The sequence below is a fragment of the Acidobacteriota bacterium genome, assembly GCA_028875725.1.
In the GTDB taxonomy this organism is placed as follows: domain Bacteria; phylum Acidobacteriota; class Thermoanaerobaculia; order Multivoradales; family Multivoraceae; genus Multivorans.
Map to the genome: position 1 here is coordinate 1,770,865 of JAPPCR010000006.1, position 16,245 is coordinate 1,787,109.

At 69.5% G+C, this 16,245-nt stretch carries 12 protein-coding genes; 6 read left to right on the forward strand and 6 right to left on the reverse strand.

Annotation, left to right across the window (positions count from 1 at the left end):
* Positions 1–94 precede the first annotated feature (94 nt).
* Positions 95–1,582, forward strand: a complete 1,488-nt coding sequence (locus tag OXI49_09235; protein ID MDE2690681.1) for an amidase — start codon at positions 95–97, stop codon at positions 1,580–1,582.
* On the opposite strand, the gene OXI49_09240 is transcribed toward OXI49_09235, so the two are convergent.
* Genes OXI49_09240 through OXI49_09250 form a run of 3 tightly spaced genes read right to left on the reverse strand, consistent with a single transcriptional unit; the run spans position 1,576 to position 4,884 of the window.
* Complete coding sequence (locus tag OXI49_09240) at positions 1,576–2,520, reverse strand: phenylalanine 4-monooxygenase (GenBank protein ID MDE2690682.1); 945 nt, start codon at positions 2,518–2,520, stop codon at positions 1,576–1,578. The two genes, OXI49_09235 and OXI49_09240, sit on opposite strands and share 7 nt — an antisense overlap.
* Positions 2,517–3,677: a 4-hydroxyphenylpyruvate dioxygenase gene (hppD, locus tag OXI49_09245; GenBank protein ID MDE2690683.1), complete on the reverse strand. Its 1,161-nt coding sequence runs from the start codon at positions 3,675–3,677 to the stop codon at positions 2,517–2,519. Before hppD ends, OXI49_09240 begins: the two co-directional genes overlap by 4 nt.
* A gap of 37 nt (positions 3,678–3,714) precedes the next feature.
* On the reverse strand, positions 3,715–4,884 hold the full coding sequence (locus tag OXI49_09250) for a PLP-dependent aminotransferase family protein (protein ID MDE2690684.1): 1,170 nt from the start codon (positions 4,882–4,884) through the stop codon (positions 3,715–3,717).
* 181 nt (positions 4,885–5,065) lie between these two features.
* Between OXI49_09250 and OXI49_09255 the strand changes: the two genes are divergently transcribed.
* Genes OXI49_09255 through OXI49_09270 form a run of 4 tightly spaced genes read left to right on the forward strand, consistent with a single transcriptional unit; the run spans position 5,066 to position 9,297 of the window.
* Complete coding sequence (locus OXI49_09255; protein ID MDE2690685.1) at positions 5,066–5,623, forward strand: Lrp/AsnC family transcriptional regulator; 558 nt, start codon at positions 5,066–5,068, stop codon at positions 5,621–5,623.
* Between the two features lie 25 nt (positions 5,624–5,648).
* Positions 5,649–7,202 (forward strand): acetolactate synthase large subunit, encoded by a 1,554-nt coding sequence (locus OXI49_09260; protein MDE2690686.1) that lies wholly within the window; start codon positions 5,649–5,651, stop codon positions 7,200–7,202.
* The gene (locus OXI49_09265) at positions 7,199–8,236 is read left to right on the forward strand and encodes an isocitrate/isopropylmalate family dehydrogenase (GenBank protein MDE2690687.1); all 1,038 of its coding nucleotides are present in this window, start codon (positions 7,199–7,201) and stop codon (positions 8,234–8,236) included. The genes OXI49_09260 and OXI49_09265 overlap by 4 nt, the downstream gene beginning before the upstream one ends.
* Complete coding sequence (locus OXI49_09270) at positions 8,233–9,297, forward strand: isocitrate/isopropylmalate family dehydrogenase (GenBank protein MDE2690688.1); 1,065 nt, start codon at positions 8,233–8,235, stop codon at positions 9,295–9,297. The genes OXI49_09265 and OXI49_09270 overlap by 4 nt, the downstream gene beginning before the upstream one ends.
* Here OXI49_09270 and OXI49_09275 read toward each other — a convergent pair.
* Both OXI49_09275 and OXI49_09280 read right to left on the reverse strand, forming a co-directional pair.
* Positions 9,294–11,597, reverse strand: a complete 2,304-nt coding sequence (locus OXI49_09275) for a transporter substrate-binding domain-containing protein (GenBank protein ID MDE2690689.1) — start codon at positions 11,595–11,597, stop codon at positions 9,294–9,296. The two genes, OXI49_09270 and OXI49_09275, sit on opposite strands and share 4 nt — an antisense overlap.
* Positions 11,594–12,394, reverse strand: a complete 801-nt coding sequence (locus OXI49_09280; GenBank protein MDE2690690.1) for a DNA alkylation repair protein — start codon at positions 12,392–12,394, stop codon at positions 11,594–11,596. Before OXI49_09280 ends, OXI49_09275 begins: the two co-directional genes overlap by 4 nt.
* Positions 12,395–12,432: 38 nt before the next feature.
* Here OXI49_09280 and OXI49_09285 point away from each other — a divergent pair, with 38 nt between their 5' ends.
* A complete protein-coding gene (locus OXI49_09285; protein ID MDE2690691.1) occupies positions 12,433–14,913 on the forward strand; it encodes a thioredoxin domain-containing protein in 2,481 nt (826 codons plus the stop codon).
* On the opposite strand, the gene OXI49_09290 is transcribed toward OXI49_09285, so the two are convergent.
* Positions 14,903–16,243 carry a PQQ-binding-like beta-propeller repeat protein gene (locus OXI49_09290; GenBank protein ID MDE2690692.1) on the reverse strand — a complete coding sequence of 447 codons (1,341 nt, stop codon included), beginning with the start codon at positions 16,241–16,243 and terminating at the stop codon, positions 14,903–14,905. The two genes, OXI49_09285 and OXI49_09290, sit on opposite strands and share 11 nt — an antisense overlap.
* Positions 16,244–16,245 lie beyond the last annotated feature (2 nt).

A 16,245-nucleotide genomic window follows, 5' to 3' on the forward strand; every position in this document is an offset into this window, starting at 1 on the left:
GTGAGCCGACACCATAGTCCACATCCTGATTCGATCAGGCCAACTGTGCTGCAAACGAGGTGCCATCGGGTGTGCCGCTGCTAGCCTGCGGGCCATGAGCGAACTCTCTCCCGTCATCTCCACCGATCCGGCGCCGGCCCTGAACGCTGCGTACTGGTCCGCCACCGAAGCGGCCACCGCCATCCGGACCCGCCGCGTTTCCTCCCGTGAGTATCTCGAGCATCTGCTCGACCGCGTCGAACGGTTGAACCCGCCTCTCAACACTGTCGTCACCCTCGACGCCGACCGTGCCCGCCACGAGGCCGACGCCGCCGACCGGGCGTTGGCGGACGGCCGGAACCTGGGCCCGTTGCACGGCGTCGCGATGACGATCAAGGACTCCTTCCAGACCGTCGGCATGCGCACGACGTCCGGCGCGCCCGAGCTCAGCGACCATGTCGCGGAGGTCGATGCGGTACCGGTCGCCCGCCTGCGCGGCGCCGGCGCCGTCATCTTCGGCAAGACGAACCTGCCGATCTACGCCGGCGACACGCAGAGCTACAACGCGGTCTTCGGCCAGACGAACAACCCCTGGAACCTGGAACGGACGCCCGGCGGATCCTCGGGAGGATCGGCCGCGGCACTGGCGGCCGGGTTCACTCCGTTCGAACTTGGCAGCGACATCGGCGGTTCGATCCGCGGCCCCGCCTCGACCTGCGGCGTCTTCGGCCACAAGCCGAGCTACGGCATCGTGCCCGCTCTCGGCCAGATTCCGGGTCCTCCCGGCACCCTGACCCAGGCCGACATCGCCGTAGCCGGACCGATGGCGCGCAACGTCGAGGACCTCAGACTCGGGCTCGACCTCCTCGCCGGGCCGGACGAATGGCACGCTTCCGGCTACCGACTGGAACTGCCGCCGCCTCGCCACGGCAACATCTCGGACTACCGGGTCGCCGTCTGGTTCGAGGAACCGTCCTGCCCCATCGACGACCGGGTCCGGGAACGCCTCGAGGCCGCCGCGGAAGCACTGGAGGCCGCCGGCGCCACCGTCGATCGCGAGGCCCGACCCGACTTCACGTTCGACTACGCGACGCGCGTCTTCGGCCAGCTCCTGGGCGCCGCCATGTGCGGCGGGTTCAGCCACCAGGAGATCGAGGAACTCGCCGAGCGCGGCCTGCGCGAGGAAGAGGAAGGCGCGCTCGCCGCGCGCTGGGCCTCGCAGCGACACCGCGCCTGGCTGTCGGCGAACGAACGCCGGCTCCAGATGCGCCGCAAGTGGCACGAGTTCTTCAAGGACTGGGACGCCGTGCTTCTGCCCTGCCTGCCGACCACGGCGATTCCCCACGATCACGGCGAACCGATGGGCGCGCGCCGCATCACCGTCAATGGCGAGCAGCGCGCCTACGGAGAGCAGACGTTCTGGGTCGGCCTCACCGGAGTCGCCTACCTGCCGACGACCGTGATCCCGGCCGGAACCGCTTCGGACGACCTGCCCGTCGGACTCCAGATCGCGGGGCCCTTCCTCGAGGACCGCACGACCCTCGACCTCGCCCGGCGGCTGAGCCGGCGCATCGGCGGTTTCGAGCCCCCGCCGGGCTACTGAAACCCGGCGTCCAGGAAGGAGCGCAGGTCCTCCCGGCTGACCGCCGGCTCGCCGGAGGCCACGTTGTCCAGGCGACCCTCGCCGAGCCAGCGCTCCAGCCGGCGCACCTCGCGCTCCAGGTGACGGAAGCTGTCGACGACGAACAGCAGCGGCTGCCGCGAGTCGATCTCGAAACCCTGGTTCACGACCCATTCGAGCTGGAAGGGCACGCGCTGCACCCTGGGAGACTCGAGCGCGTATCCGATCTCGCCCGCCGAACTCAGGAGGCCGCTGCCATAGGCGCAGAGTCCCGCGCCGACCGGACGGCGCATCAGGCCGAACTCGATCGTGAACCAGAAGAACCGCGCCAGTGCCCTGAGCGCCCCTTCGACCCTGGAAACTCCGGCGACGCTCCGGCAATCGCCGTCCCCGGCACGCAGTGCCGCCGCCCGCGCCGCGTCTCCGAAGCGGACCAGCACGTCGGCGAAGGCCGGGTCCGTGTGCATCGGCACGTGCCCGGCCAGGTCGTGGAAGATGTCCGGCTCGGGAAGGTAGTCGAGCCGGTCGCCGTCGCGGACAGTAATCGTCGTCGGGAACTCCCGGCGGCGCAGACAGTCGAAGAACAGGTAGGCCGGCACGTAGCCGCTGACCGCCCGCGCCCTGAACCCGCTCAGCGGCTCGAGAAAGCGGTTGACGTCCTCGAGCCTCGGGATGCGATCCGGATCCAGGCCCAGACGCGCCACGCCGTCCAGGAAGCGCGGGTGGGCATGCTGCTCCCACTTCCCGGCAAGCGCCCGGTACAGCCGCCTCCAGGTCTCCTGGTTCGCCTCGCTGTAGAGATCGTAGGGCTGCTCGACGAACAGGTCGCCCCGAGTCTGCGCGCGCTCGATGAAGTCGGCCCGGCCGGTCGTCAGGTCCCCGCTGGCGACCGGGACCGGCGGAGCCTCGACCGCGCTCACAGGTTCCCCCTCGCCGCCTGCTCCCGCTCCAGCGCGACGAACAGGCTCTTGAAGTTCCCCGCGCCGAAGCCGGTGGCGCCGTGCCGCTCGATGATCTCGTAGAACAGCGTGGGACGGTCCTCGACCGGCTTGGTGAAGATCTGCAGCAGGTAGCCGTCTTCGTCGCGGTCGGCGAGGATGCCGAGTTCCGCCAGGCGATCGATGGGCTCGTCAATCGTCCCGACCCGCTGCTCCAGGTCCTCGTAGTAGGAGACCGGCACGTGCAGGAACTCGACGCCGTTCTCGCGCAGGCGCGTGACGGTGCCGAGAATGTCGTTCGTCCGGCAGGCGATGTGCTGCACGCCCGGCCCTTCATGGAACTCGAGAAACTCCTCGATCTGCGACTTCTTCCGGCCCTCGGCCGGCTCGTTGATCGGGAACTTGATCGCGCCCGTGCCGTCCTGCATGACCTTCGACATGAGCGCCGAGTACTCGGTCGAGATCGCCTCGTCGTCGAAGTGGACGAGCTGGCTGAAGCCGAGCACTTGCGAGAAGAAGGCCGCCCAGTCGTTCATCCGTCCGAGCTCGACGTTGGCCACCAGGTGGTCGATCGCGACCAGGCCGCAGCCGCGGCCGGCGGCGGCGCCGGGGATCACGGGCGCCGCCCGGAAGCCGGGACCGAAGACGCCTCCGTAGCCCCGGCGATCGATGAACTGAAGGACGCAGTCGCCGTAGAGACGGATCGACGCGTGCCGGAGCCGGCCGTGAGTGTCTGCGGCCGTCGCCGGGACCGCGGCCACCTCGGCACCACGCGCCACGGCGGCGCTGAACGCCGCGTCCGCGTCCGGCACGGACAGCGCGATGACCGCGACCGAGTCGCCGTGCCGCCGCACCGAGCGCGCGGCCTGATGCGAGGAATGGAGACCGCTGGTCAAGAGGAGGCGGATGTCCCCCTGTTCGACGAGGTAGGACGCGCACTCCCGTTCTCCGGTCTCCAGACCGCGAACCGCGGTGCACTCGAATCCAAAGGCGTGGCAGTACCAGGCGGCCGACTGCTTCGCGTTGCCGACGTAAAGCTCCAGGTGATCGAAGCCGAGAATCGGGCAGAAGTCCTCTTCCGCGAGGGCGCTCGCCGCCAGATACCCCGTCCCTGTTGTCTCCGCTACTCCCAAACTCATGTTTCTTTCCTCCCGTTGTCTTCCTTTGCCGCCTTCGTCAGAGACAGGCCGCGAACTTCGCTACGGCTCGACGCAGCGATTCCGGCTCCAGCGTCGAGAAACTCAGTCGGACCGCATTGGCCGGCGCGTCCAGGTCGTGGACATCGGCAAACGCCGCTGAGGGCACGAAGGCCACTCCGTGCTCGTCCAGGGCCCGCTCGAGCAGTCGCTCTCCATCCGTCCCCGGGGGCAATTCGACCCAGACGAACATGCCGCCGGCCGGTGCTGAGAAAGCGCAGCCGTCCGGGAGGCGATCCGCCAGCTCTTCGAGCAAGGCGTCCCGGCGGCTCCGGTAGGTGGACCTCAACAACTCGAGGTGGCGTTCAACGTCGAGCTCGGCAAGCAGACGGCCGACGGCAAGCATGGTCAGCCTGGAGCACTCGAGGTCACCCGCCTCCTTGACGGCCGCGAACGTGTCGACCAGCGGCCGCGGCAGGCGCATCCACCCCAAGCGCAGAGCCGGCGCCAGGATCTTCGAGAACGTGCCGACGTGAATGACCCGCTCCGAGTCGAGAGCCGCGAGCGGCTGCTCGAACTCCCCGTCGCAGCACAGCAGGCCATACGGATCGTCCTCGACGATCGCGAAGTCGTAGTCCTCGGCCAGAACGACGAGCCGCTCACGTTTCTCCCGGGTCAAGCTCACCCCGAGCGGGTTGTGGGCGTCCGGAATCACGTATACGAGACGCGGCCGTTCCCCGGCCAGCAGATACCGCTCCAGGGCCTCCACGTCGAGCCCGTCGTCCAAGCTGCTGGGCAGCGTGAGAAGCCGCGGCGAATGCGGCGCGAGCGCTTCGCGGATGCCGGTGTAGACGAAGCGCTCGAGTGCGACGCATTCACCCGTTGCCACCAGCGCCTCCACCGCGACCTGCAACGCCTGCTGGGCGCCCGCCGTGATCAGAATCTCCTCCGGGCGACACGGAACGCCGCGCCGCTGCATCAGGAGAGCGACCTGCTCCTTCAGCGCCCCGCTTGGCGGCCCGTACTGCACGGAGCACGGGTCGGCCAGAAGCTCGCACAGCTTCGCGCCGTACGTTTCGGCCGGAAACAGGTTCACCGCCGGCAGGCCGCCGGCCAGCGACATCACGTCGCGGCGAGCACCCTGGTTCACCAAGCGACGCAGCAGGGAACGTTCGCGGCCGCGCAGCCAGGGCGCCAGCAGGTGCGCCATCGTGGGTTGCCGAGGCGGCTGCCCGCCAATCGGCGGAGGGAAGGCGCCGTTCCTGGTGCCACGATGTATCTCAACAGCCACTTGCGGGACGCTATCAGAACCAACAGGTGCGAACAAGTGAAGATTCCACTCTCCACACTCTCGTCCGGGCCAACTCCCACTCTGTGCAAGAATCCGCCCAATGGACTCCAAGAGCAACCACCAGAGCACCGAGTCGCAGCGCTCGGTCGGCCGCCCCCTCGACGCCACGGACTACGCGATCCTCGAGTTGCTGCAAGAGGACTCGAACCGCACCGATGCCGACATCGCCCGGCGGGTCGAACTCTCCGCCTCGGGCCTGAAGAAGCGCCTCCGGAAACTCGAAGACCGCGGCGTGATCCAGCGTCAGGTCACCCTGCTGGACCGCAACGCCGTGAATCTCGGTTTGCTCTGCTTCGTTCAGGTCTTCCTCACGCACCACCAGGCGGACGCGGTGCGCCGCTTCAGCCAGGTGATCAGCGAGCTCCCCGAAGTGCTCGAGTGCCACTTCCTGACCGGCGAGCACGACTACCTGCTGAAGATCGTGGCCCGCGACTACCGGCACCTCGAGCACATCCTGGCGGACGAACTCGCCGCCATCCCCGGCGTCGACCGCCTGCTCACCAGCATCGTGCTGAACGAGATCAAGCGCACGACCGCACTGCCGCTCGAGTCCCGAACCCCGACCGCGGAAGCGCAAGAAGGACGCGAGCGCCGATGAGGCGGCTTGCTACCCTCCCGCTCCGATGAACGGCGCCCAGGCCATGCTCCGGACCGCCGCAAACGCCGGCGTCGAAGTCTGTTTCGCGAATCCGGGCACCTCGGAGATCCACCTCGTCGCCGCGCTCGACGAGATTCCCGGCGTCCGCGGCGTGCTAGCCCAGTTCGAGGGAGTGGCCACCGGCGCAGCCGACGGCTACGGCCGGATGACCGGCAAACCCGCCCTGACTCTCGTCCACCTCGGACCGGGCTTCGCGAACGGATTCGCGAACCTCCACAACGCCCGCCGCGGACGCACTCCCCTCGTCAACGTGATCGGCCACCACCCGACCTGGCACCGGAACTACGACCCGCCGCTCAACACCGAGGTCGAGAGTCTGGTCCGGGCAGTGTCCGACTGGCAGCGCACCGCGGCCTCGGCCGAACACATCTCCCGCGACATGGCGGACGCGATCTCGGCGGCCCGCCGTCATCCCGGCCAGATCGCCACCCTGATCGTGCCCACCGATTGCCAGTGGAACGAGGCATACGGTCCGATCGTCGAACCAACTCCCCCGCCCGCCGCGCTTGTAGGCCCCGAAGCGGTCGATCGAGCCCGCATCGCCACTCTGAAAGGTGAGCGAACGATGCTGATGCTCGGCAGCTCCGGCTTCACGGAAGCCGCCCAGCGCGAGGCGGCCAGGGTGCAGGCGAAGACGGACTGCCGCCTCGCCGCCGAGACCTTCTGTGGACGCATGGAGCGCGGTCCGCATCTGCCACCGCTGCCGCGCGTCCCCTACTTCCCCGAACCGGCGGTCGACTTCTTTCGCGGCGTTGACACCGTGGTCCTGGCCGGCGCGCTCGACCCCGTCGCCTTCTTCGGCTACGAGGGCGGCGTCAGCCGGTTGATCCCGGAGTCCACGGACGTCGTCGTCCTCAGCCACCCGACGGAGGACAGCGGCCACGCCCTCAGCGAGCTCGCTGGCGCGCTCGGCGCGAAGGAGGAACCTCCGGCCCGGACGGTCGAGAGGCCACCGACGCCCACAGGGTCCATCGGCGTCCGGGTCGCGGCCCAGGCAATCGCCGCTACCCTGCCCGAGCAGGCGATCGTGATGGACGAGGGGATCACCGCCGGCGCCGGCTTCTATCCGGCGACGATGAACGCGCCGGCCCACACCTACCTCCAGGAGAACGGCGGCGCCATCGGCATGGGCCTGCCGGCTTCCCTCGGCGCCGCCATCGCCTGTCCGGACCGCAAGGTCCTGAACCTCGAGGGCGACGGCAGCGGCCTCTACACGATCCAGGCGCTGTGGAGCCAGGTCCGCGAGGGCGTCGACGTCGTGAACCTGGTATTCGCGAACGACGTCTACCGCATCCTCCAGGTGGAGCTCCACCGCGCCGGGGTCGAAGAGCTCGGGCCACAGAGCGTCAACCTGACCGACCTCTCCGGCCCCCGCGTCGAGTGGCTCGACCTGGCCCGCGGCTTCGGCATGCCGGCCGTTCAGGTGCGGACCGGCGAGGAACTGACGGAGGCGCTCGAACGCGGCTTCGCGGAACCGGGCCCCTGCCTGATCGAGGCGATGGTCGACGACGCGGCTTGAAGTACGCGGTCACTCTCCTCCCGGGAGACGGAATCGGCCCCGAGGTCAGCAAGGCGATGGTGCGCGCGGTCGACTTCGTCACCGGCGGCCGGATCGAATGGGAACCGGTCGTGGCCGGCAGCACGGCGGTCGACCAGGGACTGTCGCCGCTCCCCGACGAGGCGATCGACTCCATCCGCCGCAACCGGATCGCCATCAAGGGGCCGCTCCAGACGCCCGTAGCGGGCGGCTGGCGCAGCGTCAACGTCCTCCTCCGGCAGTCCCTCGACCTGTTCGCCTGCGTCCGGCCCGTGCGCTCGATGCCGGGCAACACGCTGGCCCGCTACCAGGATGTCGACCAGATCATCGTCCGCGAGAACACGGAGGGGCTCTACAGCGGCCGCGAGCACGAGGTCGTCGACGGCGTGGTCGAGGCGCTCAGGATCGTCACCCGGGACGCCTCGCGCCGCATCATGCAGTTCGCTTTCGAGTACGCCCGCAGCCACGGCCGGAAGAAGCTGACCATCGTGCACAAGGCGTCCATCACGCCGCTGTCGGACAACCTGTTCCTGGACTGCGCCCGCGAGTGCGCGCGGCGCTACCCCTTCTTCCAGGTCGACTACCTGCCGCTGGACAACCTCGCGCTCGAGCTCGCCACGGACCCCACCCGCTTCGACATGCTGGTCATGGGCAACCTCGACGGGGATCTGATGAGCGACCTCTGCGCGGGTCTGGTCGGAGGCCTCGGCGTCGTTCCGGGAGCGAACTACGGCGATGGTTGCGCCGTCTTCGAGGCCGTTCACGGCACCGCCCCCGATATCGCCGGCCGCGACCTTGCCAACCCGATCGCCCTCATCCTGTCGGCGGAGCTGATGCTCCGGTACGTCGGCGAATCCGACGCCGCGGATCACCTCCGCGCCGGCGTCGAGCGACTGCTCGTCGGCGGGAAGTCCCTGACCCGCGACCTGGGGGGCTCGGCCAACACGTCCGAGCTCACGGACGCCCTTCTCCACGAACTCGAGGGCGTTGCCCTGGAGCGGGAGGCCGGCCGATGACCGCGAACGGCAACGCCGGTTCGGGGGCGGATCGGAACACGGCGCGGCCCAGGGTGGCCCTGATCGTCGGCACGAGCGGCATCGGCGCCGAGACCGCGCCGCCGGTACTCGAGATCCTCGAGTCCGCGGGCGCCCGTTTCGATTTCGTCCGCGTCGATGTGCCGACCGCAGTGCGACGGAACACGGAAACCGTTCTCGGTGAAGCCGCCGAGGCGATCCGCGACTGCCGGGTGGCACTCAAGACACGGCTCATCGGTCCTGGCCCCGACGCCGTGCGGGTCGGACCCGGGCCGCAGAACCCGAACGTCGCGCTCCGGCAGATGCTGGGACTCTGGGCCAGCGTGCGCCCGGTCCGGTCGATGCCGGGTCTCCCCACCCGCTATCCCGACCTGGACGTGCTGCTGATCCGCGAGATCACCGAGAGCGTCTACCGCGGCATCGAGCACGAGATCGTCGACGGCGTGGTCGAGAGCATGAAGGTGGTCAGCCGCGACGCCTGCCGCCGGATCGCCGACTACGCCTTCCGCATCGCCAGGCGGCACGACCGCAAGAGGATCACCGTGATCCACAAGGCGAACATCATGAAGCAGAGCGACGGCCTGTTCCTGGACACGGTCCGCTCCGTCGCCGCCGGGTACACCGACATCGAGGTCGACGACTGCATCGTCGACGCGGCCTGCATGCGCATGGTGCTCAACCCGTACGACTTCGACGTCATGCTGATGGACAACCTCTACGGCGACATCCTGAGCAACCTCGGCGCAGGCCTCGCGGGCGGCATCTCCACCGGCCACGCGATCAACGTCGGCGACGACTGCCACGTCTTCGAGGCGGTCCACGGCGACGCCCCCCATCTGATCGGCACCGGCCAGGCGAACCTGCTGCCGCTGTTGACGCCGGCCACCGCCCTGCTGCGGCATTTCGACCGCCACGACGACGCGGCCCGGATCGATCAGGCCGTGACCGCGGTCCTCGAGGAAGGCCGCAGTCTGACGCCCGATCTGGGCGGGCAGTCGTCGACCTGGCAGATGGCGCGCGCCATCATCGCGGCGATGAACTAGCGCTGCAGCCCCGCCAGAAGCCGCGCCAGTCCGGCGCGCACTCTCTCCGTCTCCACGCCGCTCAGATACGACGCGAGGACCTCGAGGTCTTCGGGGGCGGGCTCTCGGACCGGTCCGGCGGCCATCGCCCGCAGAGCCCGCACCTGGCGCTCGCCGAGGCGGATCAGGGCCGGCCGCATCGCGTCCAGTTCCAGTGTCGGCGCCGGCGGCGCGGTCCGGCCCTGCACCGCCTTCGCCAGGTCGATCTGGAGCGCGAACCACTCGCGTACCGGCGCCGGGTCGAGCCCGAACTCCGCCGCCGTCCGCTCGGCCGCCTCCAGCACGATCCGTTCGCGTTCCGGATCCTCGACCGGCACGCCGCGCGCCGCCTTCCAGACCGCTATCGGCGGCATGAAGGCGAGCCGACGGGCCACGAGATCGAGCAGATGGTCCAGTTCGTCGCGGCCCTGGCCGCGGCCGAACCACTCCTCGCGCCGACCTTCCAGCCAGCCTTCGTTGCGCTGGATCCAGCGGTCGATCGCGGGTCCGAGGTCGTCCGCGCTCCCGGGAGCGACCCAGAAGACCTTCCGGTCGACCGGAGCTTCGCAGCGACGCCGCCAGTCTTCGCGGCCGAAGTGCTCGACCTCGAACGAATCGGTGACGAAGGCGTCGACCTCGCCGCGTTCCAGGCGGCCGGGTAGAGACAGGTTGTCGTCCACGGCGACGATCCGGGTGGCGCCGTTGCCGAAGCGGTCCCGCGTCCAGGGCTCCAGGATGCCGCCGCGATTCACCGCCACGCGGGTAAGCGGCGAAGGCGCGTCCTCCGCCGAGACGACGCACGGCCCGCCGGATGCGACCGCCCGGCTCATCCATCCGGCAGCGGCGCGGCCTGGCCGCCAGGTCACGCCGCCCATCGCCACGTCGAAGCCGTTCGCCGCGACCGCGCTCCCCAGGTCCGGCCAGGCGAAGGGGACGAACTCCAGGTCGTAGCCGAGGTCCCGCGCGAGGCGCTCAGCAACCTCGACGGCGAAGCCGCTGCGACTCGCGGAACCATCGGTCGCCACGTCCCCGACGGTCGAGAACGGCGGATAGTCGCCGCTGGTCCCCACCCGGAGCACGGGCTTCGGAGGCACGCCTGCCGGCGCCGCTGATGAGGCCTCGTCCAGTTCCGCCACCGCGAAACGTACGGACGCGATCCAGGGTTCCTCCCCCGGCGTGAAGTGACCGTAGGTCGTCGTCACGAAGGTGCCGTCCGGCAACAGCTCGAGGCCCGGGTACGCCGTGTCAGCGGCGTACCTGTTGTCCATCAGACGCACCCGCGCCTGGCCCGCCCAGGGTTCGCGGGCACCCCGGCGTAGATCCTCGTAGCGGCCCAGCCACCCGACCCAGTCGCCGCGCCACGGGCTGGCCGGCTCCTGATCGCGGAACGTGATGAACAGGCGGCCGTCCGGCGTATAGCGGCCGACGTGCCGGTCACCGGTGAGCGAAGCCGGCAGTTCGATCGGCCGGCTCCAGGTACGGCCCTCGTCGGGCGAGAAGATGACGAAGGAGTTGAACCGGCGGCTGTTCTCCCTGAGCAGCACGGCGATCTCCCGGCCGTCCGGCGAACGGATCAGCCCCGGCTCGCAGAGGTGCGCCTCGGGATGCCGGGCGATCACTTCCGGCTCCAACCAGGTGAGACCGTCGTCGAGCGAGACCGTCTTGTAGACCTTGAACTCCGGTTCGAAACCGGGGATTCGCTCGTAGCGGGACGTCGGCCGGCGAAAGAAGCGTCCGTCGTCGTGGAACAGCGCCATCAGTTCGCCATCCAGGCTGCGCAGGCGCTCGACCGACGACATGGCGACGACGCCGCCGAAGTGACCGATCGGCTCGAGTTCGGTCCAGGTCTCGCCCTCGTCGTCCGAGCGAGCCATCCGCACCGGGTAGAGCCCCGAGAACATGATGAGCCGCCGCCGGCCGTCCGCGAGGTCGACCGGAAAGACGGTCGGCGTCTCCATCGACGTCGCCCAGCTCGCCGGCGTCGGCTGCCGCTGGCTCCAGCTGAGTCCGCCGTCGCCGCTGCGCTTCATGACGACCGGACCGGCCCCGTGGCCCTTCGGATAGACGGTCAGGATCGAGCGCTGGTCGGAGAGGAGCACCGTCGTCGGATGGCCGAGGTACTGGCCCGGCTCCCGGTCGACGACGACCTGACGATGGGTTTCGTTCGCCCAGTCGACCCAACGGAGCCGCTCGTCGCCGGCGCCCCGGCATGCCAGCGCCGCCGGCAGCAGAAGCGCCGCGACGAGGACGGCGGTCCCGCGCCGGATGGAAGCCGTCCTCACGGCTCCGTCCCCACGTGACATCCCCGCGCCCGCTGACGGGCGCGGGGACTGCGACGTTTCTCGCGCGCCAGCGCGCGATCCAGGTTCTTCAGCGCCTCCCGCCGACTCAACGGGCTCAGCCGCTCCTCGTGCGCACGCACGAACCGCCGCACCTCCTCCGGATCGTGCCAGGCCAGGTCGCGCAGCGCCCAGCCGATCGCCTTGCGAATGAAGAACTCGCCGCCGAAGCGCGACTCCAGCAGGTTCTCGCCGATCGTCGCGTACAGAAGGTCCAGATCCATCGAGCCCTTGCGGCCGAGCTGACAGATCATCGACGCGCGCCGCTTCCACATGTCCGGACACCGGCTCCAGACCTTCATCCGCCTCGCCATCGTCCTCGGATAGCGCTCGACGAGTTCTCGCAGCCGGTGGCTCGCCACCGCGTCGACGTAGTCCCACCAGGCGCCGGAAGCGATCATCTCTTCGAAGACAGGCAGAGCCTTCATCGTGCGGATGGGCTGGTAAGCGCGGTAACCGCTCAGGTCGATCGCGGCGTGCCGTTCCTCGCGGCGGCCGGCCGTGCGCCAGAGGTCCAGAACCGTCGAGCGCCACTCCTCGAAGCCGTCCAGCGGATGGCGCTGGAAAGCTGCGCGGCCGATCTTCCTCAGCTCGGGCGTCTTCACGCCCCAGAAGGGCATCTCCGACTTCATGTAGGCCTGCTGCCCCTTCGCCCGCTCGGGGTCTCCGGCGGCCTTCAACTCGCGCCGCAGTTCCAGAATCAGCTTCCGGCCCACCGGCGGGGGCCGCAGTTCATGCATCGCGGCGAATGGTACAGCGGCGGGCTATCCTCGATGGCGTGCAGACCGCCGCCTGGATCGCAGGGGGCTTCATCGTCGCCCTGCTGACCGTGTCGAACGCCCCCGCCCTCGCCGTCCCGCCTCCCGGCGCCGGAGAACGTCCGCCGGAAGTCCAGGCCCGGCTGGAGGCGGCGCTGGCGGAAATGCCAGCCGACTACGAGCCCCGCACCGAGCACGTCGACGCCGATGGCCAGCCGCACTACCTGAACCGGCTGATCCTGGAGACATCGCCCTATCTCCGCCAGCACGCACACAACCCGGTCGACTGGTTCCCCTGGAGCGAGGAGGCGTTCGAGCGGGCGCGGGCGGAGGGCAAGCCGGTCTTCCTCTCGATCGGCTACTCCACCTGCCACTGGTGCCACGTGATGGAGCGCGAGAGCTTCGACAACGTCGAAGTGGCGCGGCTGATGAACGAGCTGTTCGTCTGCATCAAGGTCGACCGGGAGCAGCGGCCCGACATCGACGACATCTACATGACCGCGGTCCAGGTGACCCAGCAGCGGGGCGGCTGGCCGATGTCGAGCTTCCTGCTGCCCGATCGCCGGCCTTTCTTCGGCGCCACTTACTTTCCGCCCCAGCAGTTCGTCAACCTGATGCGCCAGGTCGACACGGCCTGGCGCGAGCGGCGTGCGGACCTCGAAGCCAGCGCCGCCCAGATCACGGACCTCGTTCGGCAGATCACGGCGGCCCGCGGCGCGGCGAAGAACCTGGGCCGCGCGGTGATCCGCCAGGCGGTCCAGGGTCTCGTCGCCAGCACGGACCGGCTCCACGGCGGCTTCGGCGGCGCGCCGAAGTTCCCTAACGAAACGAACCTGCTATTGCTGCTGGAGGAGGCGCTCCGCACCGGCGACAGGGCGCCGATGGACGCCGCGCTGATCACGCTCCGCGCGATGGCCCGCGGCGGCATCCACGACCAGGTCGGGGGCGGCTTCCACCGCTATTCGGTGGACGGGCACTGGCTCGTGCCCCATTTCGAGAAGATGCTCTACAACCAGGCCCACCTGCTCCGCGCCTATGCGCTGGCCTACCGGCTGACCGGCGACCCGCTGCTGGCCCGGGTGGCCCGCCAGACCGCCGATTACGTCCTGCGCGACATGACCTCGCCCGAGGGCGCCTTCTACTCCGCCACGGACGCGGACAGCGAGGCCGCAGACGGCGAATCGGTCGAGGGCGAGTTCTTCGTCTGGACGAAGGACCAGCTTCGCGAGGCGCTGTCACCCGACGACGCCGAACTGACGATCCGGCTCTTCGGCGTCACGGATACGGGGAATTTCGAGCACCGGAACATTCTCTTCCTCGACCGGCCGCTCGACGAGAACGCCGCCGATCTGGGCGTGCCGCTCGGGGATCTCCTGGCCAGCCTCGACGCCGTTCGCGAGCGCCTCTACCCGATCCGAGAGGAACGGCCGCACCCCCTGCGCGATGACAAGATCCTGACCTCCTGGAACGGGATGATGATCCGCGCCCTCGCCGAGGCCGCCGACGCACTGGCCGAACCGGCCTACGCCGAGGTCGCCGCGCGGGCGGCGGACTTCCTGTGGCGACACAATCGCCGCGACGACGGCGGCCTGTGGCGCGTCTGGCTGGACGGCGAAGCGTCGACCCCCGGCCTGGTCCAGGACTACGCCCACCTGGCTCACGCCTTCGTCGCTCTGCACGATGTGACGTCCGACGGCAAGTGGCTCGAACGATCCGCGACGGTCGCGGCGGAAATGGTCGAGCGCTTCTGGGATCACAGTCCGGCTCCGGCAGAGGAAGGCGCCCCCGCTCCACCGAGCCTCGGCAGCGGCTTCTTCATCGCCGAGCGCGAGAAGGCCAACCTGCTGATCGCCCAGCCGAAGAGCCCGACCGACGGCGCCGTCCCCTCCGGCAACTCCGTGGCCGTCCGCGCGCTCGCCGAACTCGGGCGCCGCACCGGCGACCGGAACGCCACCGACCGCGCTCTCGCCACCGTCGCCGCGTTCGCCGCCAACATCGAACGGATGCCCGCCGCCTACACCTACATGCTGACCGGCCTCGCCGTGGCGCTCGAAGGCGACGCCGGTGCCCGAGCCACCGCCGGCAACGGCGCCGTGGTTGCCGCCGCCACCCTGAGTCCCGCCAGCGACACCGGCGAGTACGAAGTCAACCTCGACCTCGTGATCAGGGAAGGATGGCACCTCAACGGCCCCAAACCCCTCCAGGAAGACCTGATCGGAACCACGGTCGAAGGTGCCGGCAGCCGCTTCGAGGTCACCAAACTCCGCTACCCGGAACCCCGGCGGACTCAGGTCAGCACCCAGTCCGGCGATGTTCTGATCTACGAAGGCACGCAGCGCATCACCTTCGCGCTCCGCCCTTCAAGCTCCGCCCCGGAACAACTCCCGGCGTCAGTTCCGATCTCGATGCGTCTCCAGGCTTGCGACGACCGCCTTTGCCTGCTTCCCGAGATGGTCGTACTGGAACTGCCGGTGCGCCGGCCGGTTCAATCTACGGAGTAGCTATGCAGTACAGGTTGCTGCGGCCGCGCAGGTAGATCTCGTCGCCGACGATGGCAGGCGACGCGTCGAAGCGGTCGTCGAGTTCGTTCTCCGCCAGGACCTCGAAGGTCGGCCCCGCCTTTGCCACGAGGAACTCGCCGTCGCGGCTGGTGAAGTAGACGCGGTCGCCGACCGCGACCGGAGAGGCGTAGATGTTGCGCACGGGCCCCAGTCGCTGGTTCGCATAGAGCGCTTCGCCGCTGGCCGCGTCGAACGCCGACAGAATCCCGTTGTTCGACTTCGTGAAGTAGATGACGCCGTCGTGCAGCAGCGGCGAGGGCACGTACGGCGTGTCCCGGTCCACCGACCAGACCACATTGTCCGTTCCGGTGATGTCGCCCTCAGCGCCGTCGAGCCGCACCGCCATCAGCTTGCTGCCGCGGAAACCACTGGTCAGGTAGACGACGCCGTCCGAGTAGACCGGCGAAGGGATCGCGTTCAACGTCATCCCCATCGCCTGCCAGATCGGCTCCCCTGTGTCCGCATCGTAGGACCGGACCCGGTTCGTCGCACTCGTGATCACCTGCGTCCGGCCGTCATGCTCGACCACCAGAGGCGTCGTCCAGGCCGTCATCTCGTCGCGGTCGCGACGCCAGATCTCCTCGCCCGTCTTCTTGTCGAGAGCGACCATGAAGGAGTCGTCCTCGTGGTCCCAGATGACGAACACCCGGTCGCCGTGAAGCGCCGGCGAGCTTCCCTCGCCGAAGCCGAGCCGGGTCCTCATGTCGCCGAAGTCGCGGCGCCAGAGTTCCGTCCCGTCGAGATCGAAGGCGTAGAGGCCCTGCGAACCGAAGAAGGCCACCAGCACCTCGCCGTCCGTGACCGGCGACCCGGAGGCCCAGGTGCCGTCGGGATGGGTGCCGCCGGACGGCGCTTCCGTGCGCACGGTCCGCTTCCATACAGTCGACCCGTTCGCGCGGTCCAGCGCGTGGACCTCGTAGCTCAGCACCTGGTCCGGCGGGATGCCCTCGCGCCTGCCGCCCCGCGGCGCATCGCCAACCTTCTCGCCGGTCGGCACCGCGGTCGTCAGGTACAACCGCTCTCCCCACACGATGGGCGACGACAGGCCGAGACCCGGCACCGCCTTCTTCCACCGCACGTTCTTCGTTTCGGACCACTCGATCGGCGGATTCCCCGCCGGCGCCGATCCGGTTCGGCTCGGGCCACGCCACGCCGGCCAGCCGCCTTCCACATCCGAAGTCGCGGGCGGCGCCGCCATCGCAACGGTCGCAAGAACCAGCGTGCCCGCCACCGCGACCCGCTCCGAGCGCAGCACTCCATCCAAACGCATGA